General features: G+C 73.3%; 10 protein-coding genes and 1 pseudogene. 3 read left to right on the plus strand and 8 right to left on the minus strand.

The window, feature by feature from the left end:
• Nucleotides 1-89: 89 nt before the first annotated feature.
• The 6 genes from IO39_RS09155 to IO39_RS09180 are packed head-to-tail and all read right to left on the minus strand — an operon-like array spanning nt 90 to nt 10,848.
• Nucleotides 90-1,676 (minus strand): hypothetical protein, encoded by a 1,587-nt coding sequence (locus tag IO39_RS09155; protein WP_157548072.1) that lies wholly within the window; start codon nt 1,674-1,676, stop codon nt 90-92.
• A complete protein-coding gene (locus IO39_RS09160; protein ID WP_157548074.1) occupies nt 1,676-2,680 on the minus strand; it encodes a hypothetical protein in 1,005 nt (334 codons plus the stop codon). The genes IO39_RS09155 and IO39_RS09160 overlap by 1 nt, the downstream gene beginning before the upstream one ends.
• Nucleotides 2,677-3,663, minus strand: coding sequence for a protein kinase family protein (locus tag IO39_RS54200; protein ID WP_043619028.1), 987 nt, complete (start codon nt 3,661-3,663; stop codon nt 2,677-2,679). Before IO39_RS54200 ends, IO39_RS09160 begins: the two co-directional genes overlap by 4 nt.
• Nucleotides 3,653-5,491, minus strand: coding sequence for a hypothetical protein (locus tag IO39_RS09170; protein WP_043619031.1), 1,839 nt, complete (start codon nt 5,489-5,491; stop codon nt 3,653-3,655). Before IO39_RS09170 ends, IO39_RS54200 begins: the two co-directional genes overlap by 11 nt.
• Before the next feature lie 2 nt (nt 5,492-5,493).
• Nucleotides 5,494-8,607, minus strand: coding sequence for a tubulin-like doman-containing protein (locus IO39_RS09175; RefSeq protein WP_043619034.1), 3,114 nt, complete (start codon nt 8,605-8,607; stop codon nt 5,494-5,496).
• Nucleotides 8,608-8,616: 9 nt separating this feature from the next.
• Complete coding sequence (locus IO39_RS09180) at nt 8,617-10,848, minus strand: vWA domain-containing protein (RefSeq protein WP_052422629.1); 2,232 nt, start codon at nt 10,846-10,848, stop codon at nt 8,617-8,619.
• A gap of 415 nt (nt 10,849-11,263) precedes the next feature.
• Here IO39_RS09180 and IO39_RS54205 point away from each other — a divergent pair, with 415 nt between their 5' ends.
• Entirely contained in the window at nt 11,264-11,434 is a 171-nt protein-coding gene (locus IO39_RS54205; RefSeq protein ID WP_157548076.1) for a hypothetical protein, read from the plus strand.
• A 262-nt stretch (nt 11,435-11,696) separates the two neighbouring features.
• Here the strand turns inward: IO39_RS54205 and IO39_RS09190 are convergent, their stop codons facing one another.
• A complete protein-coding gene (locus IO39_RS09190) occupies nt 11,697-12,143 on the minus strand; it encodes a hypothetical protein (protein WP_043619040.1) in 447 nt (148 codons plus the stop codon).
• A gap of 430 nt (nt 12,144-12,573) precedes the next feature.
• Nucleotides 12,574-12,939 (minus strand): hypothetical protein, encoded by a 366-nt coding sequence (locus IO39_RS09195; RefSeq protein WP_211266948.1) that lies wholly within the window; start codon nt 12,937-12,939, stop codon nt 12,574-12,576.
• Nucleotides 12,940-13,378: 439 nt separating this feature from the next.
• Between IO39_RS09195 and IO39_RS59610 the strand changes: the two genes are divergently transcribed.
• Nucleotides 13,379-13,783: a Tn3 family transposase gene (locus tag IO39_RS59610; RefSeq protein WP_052422630.1), complete on the plus strand. Its 405-nt coding sequence runs from the start codon at nt 13,379-13,381 to the stop codon at nt 13,781-13,783.
• Nucleotides 13,711-14,273, plus strand: a pseudogene (locus tag IO39_RS57550) (Tn3 family transposase). The gene IO39_RS59610 and the pseudogene IO39_RS57550 overlap by 73 nt, the downstream one beginning before the upstream one ends.
• The last annotated feature ends 177 nt before the right edge of the window (nt 14,274-14,450 follow it).

Below are 14,450 nucleotides of genomic sequence, written 5' to 3' on the forward strand. Positions count from 1 at the left end.
CCGGCGCGAGGAGCCGCTTCCCGCCCAGCGGGCCTCGGCGCGCCTGAACCTCTCGGCGGGCTTGCCGCCCTCGGCGGGGCCGGCCTCCGTCACGGGAGGAACAGGTGCACGATCTGGAGGACGAGCACCACCGCCAGCGCCACGGCCAGGACCAGCCACTGGGGATCGAGCCAGTTCGACCTGACCGTCCGGGGCGAGGCGTCCGGGTCCAGGAGGTCGCGCAGGATCGGGTTGATCCTGCTGTCGGGCAGCAGCCGCTCCAGGTCGGGGATCAGGGCCGGCAGCCGGGAGCGCACCTCGGACGGCTGCCGGGTGGCCGCCCACACGCGGACGTCCCGCAGGATCGCCATGATCTCCTTGTCGGAGCCCGCCACGGCCAGGTCCGCCCGGAACTCCTCGAACACGTCACGCATGGCATAGGACCTCGCTTCCGGCCGGCTTTCCCGCGCACGGTCGTCCCCTTCCGCCCGCGCCCCTGCTGCCGCCCCCGCTCCGGACGCGGCTCCCGCTCCGGACGCGGCTCCCGCGCGGGGATCGAACGAGCCCTCCCCCCGGCGAGGTTCGGGTTTCTCCACCGGGCGGGGCTCGGACGGGGCCGCCACCCGGGGACCGGGTGCGGCTTCCGCTCTGGGCTCGGGTTCCTGCCTGGCGTTCCGCTCCGGCGGTGGCGCGGCGTGCTGCTCCCGCGCCTGACCCACCGGCGAGCGCGAGCCCCAGGTGTCCTCCGCGGGCCGGGCCGCGCGCCCGATGTCCTCCGCGGGCCGGGTCGCGCGCCCCATGTCCTCCGGGGAACGGGTCGCGCGCCCGATGTCCTCCGGGGAACGGGCCGCGACCGGGGCAGAGTCGCGCGTGAGGGCGGACAGCCGCCTGATGCGCTCCTCCACCGGCAGGTCGTCGGTGATCCGCAGGTCCCTGAGCAGCCGCACCAGCCGCCCCCGCCCGTACGCGTCCACGACCGCCGCCGCCATCTCGGCGTACCTGTCGTCCTGGTCGGGCGCCCGCAGGTCCACCCTCGCCCGGTGGGCCCCCTGCGACGACGGCCCCGGCCACTGCGTCAGGAAGATGACCTCGGCCCCCTGCTTGAGATCGTCGCTCTCGTAGGTGGAGAACGTCTCGGGACAGTGCCCCAGCGCCAGGTCCAGGATGTCCACCAGCCCCCAGAGCTGCACGACCGGGTCGCCGTGCGAGGCCACCGACAACGCCGTCAGCGGCCGGCGCAGGCACTCCGAGACGATCGGCGCGAGCGCCGCCGCCCGGGCCCGCGCCTCCCGGTCGAGCGACTTGCTCGTCTCGTCGTAGGGCCGCAGCAGCTCGGCCAGGTCGAGCGGCTCCTCCCCGGCGGGCAGGCGCGCGGCCCAGCCGGGAGCCAGCGCGAGCGCCTGGCGCACGTTCGGCATGGCCGAGGGCAGCGAGGTGGAGCCGCCCAGGTACGCCTGGACCCGGATCGTGCGCCTGCTGTCCGAGCCGCCCGTTCGCGTGCGGGCCAGCACCACCACCCGCCCGTCCACCTGCAGCCGGCACACGCTCACCCCCGCCGAGGGACCGGGGTCGAGCCAGGGCCCGAGCCGGTGGTACCAGCTCGCGGTGCTGCCCAGGGAGGAGCGCACGGGCCCGAGGCCGGTGCGCCGCTCGTCCCACTCGAACTGGATCCAGTCGACGCTGGAGTAACGTCCCATCACAGCCCCACCTCCGGATGGCCCCGCAGGACGCCGGTCATGGCGAACAGCGAGATCAGGGGTTCGAGGACGCGCCGCGGACGCACGCCGCGCCGGAAGCGGCCGTCCGCGGCGGCGGCGCCGGTCGCCGAGACGAAGTGCAGGGTGCACTTGCGGCACTTGTCGTACGGGCTCAGCCACGCGTGCGCGCCCCGCCGGTGCAGGAAGGCGTAGACGTCGCGGCTCTCGGCCAGCACGGCCTCCGGGTCGAGGCCGTCGGGCTCGGCGTACAGCCAGGTGTCGACCGGCGCCTGGAAGCGCACGGCGTCGCACTTGGTGACGGCGATGGCGGCGGGGACGTCGAGCCGCCCGCCGCTCTTGGGCAGCCGGTCGAGCACGGCGCGGAAGGACTCGTCGCCCATCCGGGCCGACCGGCTGGAGCCGTCGATGACGAACAGCAGCCCGCCGATCGCCGGCACGAACCTGGTCGCCTCGTGCGTGGCGCTGCGCAGCAGCTCGCCGGCGATGTCGAAGAAGGCCACCGCGGTCGTGTGCCGCCCGTCGTTGACGAGCAGCGCGTCCACCGGCTCGGTCGTGGCCCGGTGCGTGGTGCGCGACAGCGCGACCCGCTCGACGAGCAGCGGATGCACGTAGGAGTCGACGTACTCGGCGTGCCGCTCGATGTCCAGGGCGTCCGTGGTCAGCCCGTACGGCCGCAGCCCGCCCTGCTCGATGGCGCCGATCATCGAGGCCAGCAGGTGGGTCTTGCCCGTCTCCGGCCCGCCGACGAGCCCGATCACCAAGGGACGGCCGTGCCGGATGTAGTCGTAGGGCAGGTGGTGCTCCAGACCGGGGTCCGACACCGGGGCCGGGCAGCGCACGTGGGCGGCGCGCAGCAGGTCCTCCCGGCGCGGCCCGGTGACGTGGCCGAGGGAGAGCGGCTGGTAGCGGCCGTCGGGGGTGCGCTCGTAGAGCTCCTCGTCGCTCCAGTCGAGCTCGTGCAGGCAGATGGGGCAGAGGATCACCGGGTCACCGCCCACAGGACGACGAGCAGGACGATCAGCACGGCCAGCGGCGCCCAGCGGGCCCACCAGGGCAGCGCCCGGCCATCCTCCTCCTCCTCGGCCACCGGGTGCACCCGGGTCGGGCTCTCCGGCACGGCGACCGGCTCGCGCCTGGCCGCGCGCGCCCGGTCGAAGGCGGCGCGCCCCTCCTCCAGCGCGAGGTCCTGCTCGACGGGGATGGACTGCATCGGGTCGGGCGTGCGCAGCCGCGCCAGCACCTCCTGCGGCGACGGGGGCGAGCCGGAGAAGACGTCGTTGAGCGGCTGCAGCGCCGGGGTGGCGGACAGGTCGGGCAGGCCGGTGATCTCGCGGCCGGTGACCGTGCGGTAGATGACCATGCCCGCGCTCCACAGGTCGTCGGAGGTGGCGGTCAGGCCGGTGCCCTCGCGCTGCGCCGGGCAGGCGTAGGGCGGCCGGCCCATCCGCAGGCGGCGGGTGCCGGCCAGGGCGGCGTGGCTGAGGTCGGTGAGCTGCACGGCGGAGCCGTCCCAGCGCACGGTGGCGGGCTCGATGCGGCGGTGCACGATGCCGCAGGCCGACAGGATGCGCACGGCGCGCAGCAGGCTCACCTGCAGCGCCCGCTGGTCGTTGATGAGCAGCGCGCCGAAGTAGCGGCTGACCGGCTCGCCGCGGTAGTCGGACAGCAGGACGAACGGCTCCTCCTCGTCGAGGCTGTAGCCGAGCAGCCGGGGCAGCTCGGGCGGGTAGGCGCGGCGCAGCCGGGTCAGCAGCCTGGCGCCCATGCGGGCCTCGTTCTCCAGCAGGTCGTAGAGGTGCTCGCGGTCGCGTCCCGCCGCGCGCGGCACCCGCCGCTGCACGAGCTTGACGCCCTGCACGACGAGCGTGAGCCGGCGCTCGAACGGGTCGTGCCACGGCTCCGCCTCCACCTCCCAGGTCACCGGGTCGCCCTCGGGGGAGTCGAAGGTCAGCGGCTCAGGTTCCATCCCCACTCCAGTTCTCCTCCACCGTCCCCGGACGCAGCGGCACCAGGCGCAGGGTGCCGGCGTACTGGCCCGACCGCGTCCACACGACGCCGGGCGGGTTGCCCTGGCCGCGCACCGCCCTGGGCGCGAAGCGCACCGCGTACGCCTGCCGCAGCAGCAGCGACAGGTCGCGGTCGCCGCACAGCTGCAGCATCTGGCCGCCCGGCTGGGCCCGCAGCGCCCGCATGACCTGCTGGGACTGCCGCCACACCGCGTCCACGAGCTCCTGGCGGCCGGTGTCGGCGGTGCCGAACTCGGGACGCTCCTGCACGCCGCGGTGGGTCAGGTGGTAGCGGTACTGCCGCAGCGTCTCGTCCACCCGGCGTTCGAGGCCGAGCTGGACGTCGCGGTAGTCGCCGTGTTCCAGGGAGGTCCAGCCGGGCTCCAGCCAGCCGGTCACCGCGTCGGTGAGGTCGCCGGCGATGACCTCGCGCAACTGGCCGCCGCGGTCGCGCAGCCGCACGGTGACCTCCTCGTCCAGCGCCGCGCCGGCCTCGGCCTGGCCCGCCTCGGCCTTGCTCCAGTCCGTCAGCGTCGCCGAGACCTGCCCGCAGATCTCGCTCAGCGCCGCCGCCAGCGTGCGCGCCGCGTCGGAGGTGTGCGTACGCGCCCGGCCCAGCATCCACTCGCTGGCCGCGACCCGCTCGAGCAGCGCGCGCAGCCCGTCGAGCGCGGTCCTGGCCGGGCCGAGCGCGAGCTGCTCGCGCCACCACGCCCGCGAGCGCCGCCAGTAGAGGAACCGGTCGATCAGCCGGGGCGGGAACTCCGCGGGCACGTGCAGCGCGTTGAGCAGCTCGTCGGGACAGACGCGGCGGCAGTCACCGGCGAAGGCGGCGCTGCCGATGGGCGCGCTCTGGTCGGCCAGCAGGCGCAGCCGCGCGACCAGCCGCGCCAGGCTCTTGCGCTCGGCCAGGGCCGACTCCACGTCGGCGCGCAGCTCGCCGGCGATCTCGGCGCGCCCCATGCCGGTCGGGGTGGCGAACTTGACCCCGTGCAGGGCCAGCGCCTCGGCGACGTCCTCGTCGGTGTGGTCGGTCTCCGCGAACAGCCGCGCCACGGCGTCGCGGAACCCGGCCAGCTCCCGGCCGGCCGCGACCACCTCGTCCAGGATCGCGGCGCGGGCCGGGGCCGGGCTGAAGTAGCTCAGCTCGTCGAGGGCGCGGGCGGCGCGGTCGAGCCGCTCGCGGGCGTGGCGGTGGAGCCGGTCCATGGGGCCGTCGGGGATGAGCGCGTCGAGCAGGTCGGCGGGCAGGTCGGCGCCGCCGCTCAGCACCGGCAGCGCGGTGGCCGACGGCGCGGTGAACGCCGCGGTGTCCTGCTGGACGGGCGCGCCGAAGCGCTCGGCCACGTCGGCGAAGGCCTGGGAGAGCACCTCGGGGTCGATCCGGCCGGCCACGATGCGCCAGCCGGGCGAGGCCGTGCCGTACGGGATGTCGCCCAGGCGGCCCACCACCTCGTCGAAGACCTCCGGCTGGGTGAGCAGGTCGATGAGGATGGACTCGGAGCTGACGTCGGGCCCGTGCGCCGCCTCGCCGGTGTCGGCGTTCCACACGATGCCCCGGGGGTCGCCCACCCACAACACCCGGCGGCTCTCGCCGTCCAGCGCCGGCGGCAGGCGCGGGTCGGGCCCCACCGCCACGACGAGCACCGACCTGACCAGGCGCGAGCTGAACACCTCCTGCAGCACCCGCTGCCCGGCGGCCAGCCGTTCGGTGTCGGCCACCACCAGGACCCGGCCGGCGAGCCGGGGCGGCTCGTCGTCCTCGCGCAGGTCGAACACGACGACCATGGTCACTCCTTCGCGAGCGCGTCCAGGTCGCGCAGGTTGTAGGCGACGGCCTCGGCGACCCGTTCGAAGGGCAGGTCCAGCGCGGCGGGCAGGGTGTGCGCCCAGAACGCCACGAGCTGGTCGGCCCGGTTGCGCGCGCCCGACGGCAGCTTGGGCGCCATGATCTCCAGCAGCCCGAGCTGGTCGGCGGCCATGCCGGTGACCTGGTGGAAGAGCGGGTCGGGCGGGCTGAGTGCGCTCGCCAGGCCGGCGGGCGTGGCGTTCATGAGCTGCTCGCTGACCAGGCCGCGGAACTCCTCGTCGCCGCCGAGCACCCACTGCTCGTAGGCGCGCAGCACGCTGGGCCAGGAGCTGGCCTTGCCGTAGCCGGTGAGCGGGAGCGTCATCGAGCCGCCCGCGACGTCGATCCTGATCCGCCGCGGCGAGCCGGGCTCGCCCTCGGCGACGGTGACCTGCCCGTTCCACAGCAGGCAGAGCAGGCGGTGCAGGATGCGCACCCGGTGCTCCTCGGTGGTGGCCAGGTAGCCGAAGTCGTAGCCGAGCCGCTGGCGCCACTTCAGGTGGTCCTGCGGCCGCTCGTCGTGCAGCGCCTCGGCCCAGCTCGCCAGCACCTCGCGCAGCTCGCGCACCTGGGTGACGCTCATCGAGGTGCGCAGCTGCACGACCGTCACGGAGTCGGCGTCGATGTTGCGGAAGTCGGGCAGGCCCGGCAGGTCGATGCGCTCCTTCAGGAACCGCTCCAGGTCGGGGTCCTTGGCCGGCGCCGGGTAGGAGACCAGCACCTTCAGGTCGCCGCTGCCGTCGGGGGTGAAGCCGCCCGGCACCAGGTCGGCCAGCTTGAGCCGGAACTGCCGCACGTGCGGGTCGTCGCCGGCGCCGGAGGCGGCCTGGGCCAGGATGTCGGCCAGCGAGGGCAGCAGCGGCCGCTCGCCCAGCGCGGCGGCCTCGTCGCGGTCCTTGAACAGCTTCTTGACCTCCAGCTTGAGCCGCTCGCGCACCCAGGCGAGCGCGTCGGCCGGCTTGCCGGTGCGCCAGGCCAGGTCATGGGCGTGCCGCCAGCCCTCGGGGCCGAGCAGCGCGTTGACCACGGCCGCCTCCCCGTCGGTGGGGCGCAGCAGCTGCCGGGCGACGAACACGTCCACGAAGCGGCGCACGACCGCGTCGTAGAACGCCTCCGCGCCCTCGGGCGGCAGCAGGTGGTAGACGCCGACGCGGGTCTCGTACAGCTCGCCGGCGCGGCGGGCGAAGCGCTCGGGGTCGGCGTCGGCGTGCTCGGCGAAGACCTGGGTGAACTCGCGCACCTCGCGGATGAGCTGCTTGCGCCGCGGCTCCCAGCGGGGCATCTGGTCGGCCCACGCCCTGTGCCACAGCGCCTGGCTGCGCCACAGGTACCAGGTCTCCTGGTCGTGGAGCGAGGCCTGGACGGCCGGGTCGGCCCACTGCACCTTGCGCAGCAGCCGGTCGCGCATCGCCCGCGGCTGCGGGGGCGCCTCGGTCATGTTCTCGTACGGCTTGCGCGGCTGCGCCCTGCGGTGGTCGAGCAGCCCGGCGAAGCCCAGCCGGTCGGCCTCGTGCACGTCGCCGGGCAGGCCGGCCACCACGCGCCGCAGCCGGAACGGGTCGACGTGCCCGAGCCCCTCGAACACGCCGCGCCGCACGTCCATCTCCTGCGCCATGGCCGGCACGGCACGGCTGAGCTGCCGCTCCAGCGAGGCCAGGTTGTCCTCCATCGCGCGGATCCGGTTGGCCAGCGACTTCTGGATCTCCGCCGCGCCGGTCGCGGTGCGCGCCTCCGGCACCGGCAGCGGCTCGCGGGTGTTGAGCGGTTCGAGGTTGGTGGTGGTGAACATGCGGCGGATCTCGTCCACGTTGCTCTCCGCGGCGCCCGGCGGCACGGCGTCGAGCTGGGTGACCGCGCGGGCCAGCAGGCGCGAGCTGACCAGGTCGGCCAGCTCCTCCACCGGCACGGTCATGGAGGAGACGAACGCCGTCGACACGCCCCGGTTGCCGATGCCGGAGGCCGCGGGCACCTCGCGCTCGACCGCCCGGTTGATGAAGTCGTCGGCGAAGGACTGCTCACCGCGGTCCTCCATGCCGCCGGCGGCCTCGCCCGCGCCGCTCGGCCTGGTGCCGGCCAGCGAGACGATCAGCGAGGCGATCGAGCGGTGCAGGTCGTCGCGCTCGACGCCGGGCGGCATCGTGAACAGGAACCCGGTCTGCACGGTGCCGGTGGCCAGGCGCACCTCGCCCCTGCCGGGGTAGCGCACGCCCAGCTCGCCGACGATGCCCTGCTCGTCCACCTGCGTGCCGGCGTGCGGCGCGTTCTGGTCGTCGACCAGCCGGAACAGGTCGAGCAGGCTCGCGCCGGCGTTCAGCCTGGCCCGGCGGCCGCCGCCCATGCCCTCGGCGAAGGCCGACGGCATGACGACCAGCGGGTGGATCCGCGCCCTGATGTGGTTGCGGGCGAAGGCGTCGCCGATCAGGTGCAGGTAGTCGTAGAAGATGCCGCTGCCGGTGCCGCCCGCCACCGAGAAGGCCACGAACACGTCGCAGGTGCGCCGCAGCCGGCCGCCGAGCGCGGCCAGCTCGCTGCCCGAGTTGGCGATCGCGCCGATGGCGTCCTCGATGCCCTGCACCACCGGCCCCGGCCCGTGCCGCATGCGCTCGAACAGCGCCGCCCTGGCCACCGTCGGGAGCTGCCCCGCGCCCCGCATCAGCGGCGCGACCAGCGGCTCCTGCTCGCGCGGCGGCAGCCAGTCCTTGACGTGGTCGCCCAGCGTGGCCCGCAGGCTGCGGGCCACCTCCGGGTAGGAGTCGAACTTCGGCACCACGTCGTGGATGAGGTGCGCGGTGCGGCCGGCCGCCGGCAGCTCCCGCTCGGTCGGCACCACGCGGCGGCGGGTGCGGTTCAGCTCCGCCTCGTTGAGGTCGACGTAGACGAACTGCAGGCAGGAGGGCAGCTCGTAGGGCTGGTAGTTCTGCCAGCTGAAGTTTCTGATCAGGTCCATTCCGTCGGGACCGCACAGCTCGTCACGCAGCCGGCGTTCCAGCTCCACCCCGACCCGGCAGCCGGTGCCGCCGAGCCCCACGAACATCATCGGATCGAAGATCCTCATGTGCCCCCCTTACAACAGGTCGTCGCCTGGCATCGGTCGGTGGGTCCTGCTCTGGGACGGCTCGGGCGAGCCGTACACGGGCGGGCCGGCGTCCCCGCCGTCGCCGGCGCCCCTGGCGCGCCCGTCGTCCACGCCCAGCCACAGGCCGTTGGGCAGGGCGATCGGCCGGCCGGGGACGAGCGGGTCGAGCTCCCGCCCCTGCGGGTCGCGCACCAGCACGGTCCTGCCCTGGCCGCGGCGCACCGCGTAGCCGGTGCCGTACGTGCGCACCAGCAGGCCGTTGGCGACCTCGAAGGTGAACTCCGGCCCCTCGCCCAGCGGCGCCTGGAGCCGGCTGACATAGGGCTCGCCCGGCCGCTCGAACAGGTGCAGCGTCAGGTCGCTCGGGTCGGCCGCCCGCCGCCGCGCGCGCCGCCTGGCCAGCAGGAACGGCAGCGCCACCGCCACGACCGCGAGGACGATCACCAGGGCCTGCAGCGCCCGCTGCCACCACGGCGTCGGCGGCCGCACGTCCACGTCGACGAACCCGTCGGCCACGAGCTGCCCGTCCGGGCCGAGCACCTGCACCGTGCCGCTGACCCGGCCCCCGGCCGCGCCGGCGGCGACATGCAGCGTGAAGGCGTGCTCCGAGTGCCCCGCGGGCGCCTGGAGCTCCCCGGCCGACAGCCGCACGGTGGCGGGCGCGTCGAGAAGCCGCAGGGCGAGCCGGGCGGGCCCGGCGTCGCTGGTGACCGACACGGCCCCGGCGACCTCGCCGCCCGGCTCGACGGTGGCGCGCGCCAGCCGGACCTGGGCGCGCACCCGGTCGGCGGGCCCGGCGATCCTGGTCTCGTAGACGCGGGCGTCGCCGGCCATGCCCGTGCCGGTCACCCGGCCCAGGAAGGACAGCGCGCCGGTGGCGCCGGGCGGGACGGTGACGCGGCCGGAGAACTCGCCGTCGCCCCGCTCCCGGTCGGGCCCCTCGCCCGTGTCGCCCAGGGCGATCGGCAGCGGCGGGACGCCCTCGCCGGACAGCCCGGCGCTGAAGCGCAGGCCCTTCAGCTCGGCGGGGTCGCTGATCGTGCCGCTCCTGGTCTGCAGGCGCAGCCGCACGTCCACCTGCTCGCCGGGACGGGGGCGGGGGTTGCTCAGGGAGATCGAGGCCCGCAGCGCGCCCTGCCAGACGACGGTCGCGCTGACGTCCTGGCGGGCGACGCCCGGCGGGGACTCCAGCCGGATCCGCCACTGGCCGGGCACCGGGTTGCGGATGCGCAGCGACTCCACCGGCCCGGACTCGCCGGCGCCCTGGAAGGTGGAGCCGTGCTGCTCGCCCTGCTTGGGCACGGGCCTGCCCTCGGGGTCGAAGTAGCCGACCCGGATACGCCGGTCGCGCTTGACCACCACGATGGAGCCGTCGGTGGCCACGGCCGGGATGGTGACGTGTAAGTCGACGGTGGCGCCCGCGTCGAGCGAGTCGGTCACCGACTCGCCGATGCCGGCGCATCTGGCGTACGCGAAGGCCTCCAGCAGGGAGCGCTCCACGTCGGCCGAGCCGGCCACGACGCGGGCCCGCGGCCTGGCCGACTCCAGGGTGCCGCAGGGCTCCCGCCAGCCCCCGTCGGCGAACGCCTTCAGGCCGGCCTGGTCGGCGGAGCCGAAGCCCAGCGGCCAGATCTGCACGCGGCCCTCGCGGGCGTCGCCCAGGGTGCCGGCGATCTGCCTCCTGGCGTTGGCGTTGCGGTCGCGGGGGTCGGCGCCGTATTGAGGGCTGCGGGCGACGTCGAGCACGCCGTCGGTCAGCAGGAACACGATCTTCGCCCGCTGCTGGTCGTCGGGCTCGTTCATGATGTCGAGTGCCTGCTCCAGCGCGGCGGCGTGGTCGGTGTCGTTGCCCTCGTGGGCCTCGCGGCGGCGCAGCTTCTCCACGCACCGGCTCAGCGACTCGCGGTCCTGCGCCGTCTCCACCCCGGTCAGCGGGCACACGATGTCCACGGCCGACTGGCCGGGCCCGTTGGAGCTGCCGAACCCCACGACGGCCACCTGCGACCGCGGCGACAGCTCGCTGAGCGCGATGAGCTGGGCCGCGGCCCGCTCGCGGGAGACGTCCTGCCCCGACAGGCTGCCCGACTCGTCCACCAGGATGACGACGCGGACGGGCTTGACGTCGGACGGGGGAGCGGCGTGCGCGGCGGTCGGGACGAACACCACGGCAGTGGTCGTGATCAGCGCGAAGAGGGACCTGAAGGATGAAGTGACGCGCACATTTCCTCACAGTTGCCGTTTTCTTATCCGCAGAACGGAGAGCGGCCCCGATAAGTTTCAGCGGCAGTTTGGGTAACGACGCCTGTCAGATTAAGCATGTCCGTAAAAGGAGGTACGTGCCCCGCATGCAGGGATCTTAAGGCGGGAGCTGGACGTTCGGATACCGGTCCTGTCAAATGCGCGGTAAATGTGGCATATTAACCGATATGACAGCCTTTTAGGCATGCGCGGGTTCGCGTCCCAAATGTGAGCCGCCCGCCCCCGGTGGGAAGGGCGCGGCCGGGTCAGAAGTCCGTGGCGTCGAGGCGGCCGTAGATGATCATGAGGACGGCCACGAGCGAGGTCCACCCCGTCTCGGCGGAGGTATCAGCGGATCGCCGCACCGATCAGCTACGACACCGAGTACACGCCGGCCGTGGCCTTCACCCGCACGGCTCTGCTCATCTCCACCGTCGACGGGGCCCTGCGGGAGATCACCGTCGACCCGGCCGCCGCCACCGCCGCGATCTGCCGCCGGGACGGCGGTCAGGCCAAGCCCAGGCACACTGCGACTTCCTCATCCGCGCTTATCCCGAGCTCGGCCTGACCACCATGGCGGCCTGGCGGGAGCTGCCGGCGGGTACCGGCTTCGCAGGCACGCCCGAGCTGTCTTCGCTGTTCCCCCAGACGAGAGCCGACCCGGCGATCAGGCAGAAGATGGCCAGGACGCCGAACACCAGCTGTAACCAGCCAATCCCCGAGGTCAGGGTGTCCAACAGCGTCTCGGACAGGCTTGGAGAAGTCGTCCGCCCGCCCCCGCGCGCATCCCGGCCTGGGCGCAGGCCGGAACGCGGCGGGGAGCGCGCGGGCTACTTGTAGTTCTGCACCCAGTACTCGACGGTGTGCTTCTTGTCGAGGTTGAAGGACGCGTAGTACTCCGGGTGCCCGGCGTTGTGGATGCGGACGATGCCGTACCTGCCGTTGCAGGCCCACCTGCCGGACTTGGCGACCTTGTTGCCGGCCCCGTAACGGCGCACGTAGTGGAGTCTGACCACGATGTGCGAGTCGTTGCCCCAGCAGCGTGCCTTGACCTGCATCACGCGGACACCCGCGAGCCGCTTCCAGGGCGAGGTGCCGATGTATCCCTTGCGCGGGCCCACCGCCTCGTGCCGCTGAGTGGACCACTGGGCCATCGCCGCCGCGCCCGCCTGGCCGGAGACCTCGCTGTGCGCCGGGGCCGCGCCGGCCGGTCCGGCCGCCGCCAGGGTCAGACCGGTGGTGAGGGTGAGTGCGAGTGGGATGTTTGCGAGCCGCATGGGCGCCTGCCTTTCCTGATGGGCCGGGGATGGCGCGGGTGGCTTGACTGCGGCTGTGCCGCTCACCCGATACTCCGACTTCCGCGGGACGCGGCCCCCGTGATCCGCGTGCCCGTCGGAGCCCTGCGCCACCAGGATTCGGGACGGCGGAGTTGTTCGGCAGCCCTCGCCGGGCAGGCAAACAATGCTTTTCCGGAGAGCGGTAGGGTTGCGGCACCGTGAGACTGGCCCGCGCCACGCACGGCCATCCCGCCGCGCCCGTCCGCATGCTGCGCCGTACGGACACGTCGATGTTGGCGATACTGTCCCTGCTCCCACACTCGGGGCAGACGACGGAGTCTCCAACGTGGCGTTGGAGGAACTGGTCCGCGCTCGATCCTCGCCACCGGCCATCGAGCAGGTGGGCCGGTGATGCTTTCTCCGCTCCCGACTACGCAGGCTCGCCGTACTCGGCGACGTAGGCCGCGTAGTTCTCCGCAATGACGGCCCGACCGGCCTCAGCGGTGAGGGGCTCGATCGCGGAGACGACCGGCACCTGGCGCCCTTCGACGGTGACCGTCATCAGGCCGATCCGGCGGACCAGCTCGGCGACGACGCTGGGAGCCGACTCCACCAGCTGCTTGCCGTCCCGCGACGAGAACCGCGGCGCCCGGCCGAGACCGGTAAGGCGGACCACCGTCGCCAGGTTGTAGTAGCCCAGCGCCGGGTTCTCCGTCAGCAGCAGGTAGACCCGTTCGGTGTCACCGCCGGCCAGGCCGGTGCACGGCTTGATCGGTCCGTCCGTGTCGCGGGCCACCACCTCGTAGACCCCGCACTCGGTGCAGCGGAACAGGTCGGTCCGGGCTCGTACTCGAACTCATGGCCGCCGAACCGGTCATCCCGGCCGAGCCCGTCCCGCGTCGGGGCCTGCGCGGCCATCTCGGCTTTCACGTGGCGGGCGGCGACACTGTACGGCTCGCCGGTAGCGTCCATCCGCGCGCGGATCTTGGACTTCAGCCCGGAGTTCTTCACCATGGTCAGGTCCCTTCGGCCGGGGTGCCCACGCCACCCCGCCAGAGTCACCAGACCAGCGGAGTGTCCTTGCCTCGCGCGATCCTCACAGGACCTTGTCCTCTTCGCCGGGCTGCGTGGGAGCCGGGCTCGGAAGCGGGCCGGCGCGTCGGCCGCTGGTCCCACGGTAACCGCGTGCGGCGGGCTTCGCCTTGAGGAACGGCCTGCGCCACGATCAACGCGGCGTGGAGCACGTCCGATTCGAATTCCACGGTGAGACCCAGCGTCTTGGCGACGTCCCAGGAGTGCACGACCTGGACGCCATCCACCGTCTGGACGCCGCCGAGCAGCCCGAGGTGGTGGTGACCGGCACGGACAGCTACAGCGACCTGGTGTACGGCATGTTCGCGATGTGCGGGTATCAGTTCGCGCCCCGGCACGCCGACATCTCCGACACCCAGCTGTGGTGGATCGACACGGCCATGCTGGAGGGTGGCCTGACCACCGGGACGCGCGCCACCAACGGCTGGGGCGACTCAACAGCCCGGGGCTGCGCCGCGTGTCGATTCCCGCGATCGTGCAGCACTGGGACGATATGGCCCGGGTGGCCGGGTCGCTGTCGACCAACCAGGTCCGCGCCTACGACCTGATCAAGATGATGACCGCCGACGGCCGGCTGACCGGCCTGGGCAACGCCTTCGCCCACTACGGCCGCATCTTCAAGTCGCTCCACCTGCTGCAGGTGCTGCATGTGGAGGACTATCGCAGAATGATCGGGGCGCACTGAATGTGGGCGAGTCCCGTCACACGCCGGCCCGGCGAGTGTTCTTCGGCAACCTGGGCCGGTTGGTGCGCGGCCATGAACGCGGCATGGAGGACCAGGTAGGAGCCTTGGGGCTGGGGATCAATGCGATCGTCTGGTGGAATTCGCTGTATATCGACGCGGCCGTGAAGCGCCTGGAGGCCGGCGAACTGGGCATCAAGGGCGGCGAGGTAACGCCAGAGATCCGCGCCCGCCTATCATCTCTGCTGTTCGAGCACATCAACTTCCACGGGTTCTACCCGTTCAATCGCCCTGAGCTGAGCGGCGGGCTGCGCGAGCTGCATGATCCGAACGCCGGCTCCGATGAGGAGGAGTGAGGCCGATGGATGATGAGCCGCCAAATCGCGCCTGAAGTGGGGGTTTCGACAGTGTGCTTCCGGGGCCGAGTGTCGTGATGGAGGAGCGATCGGAGGCTGCTTGAGCGGGGGATGAACCGTCCGGACCGGCCACGGTGATCCGTACTCCGGCGTTCAGATGCCGGTTTTCTCAGAGCT

The organism is Nonomuraea candida (assembly GCF_000725485.1).
In the GTDB taxonomy this organism is placed as follows: Bacteria; Actinomycetota; Actinomycetes; order Streptosporangiales; family Streptosporangiaceae; genus Nonomuraea; species Nonomuraea candida.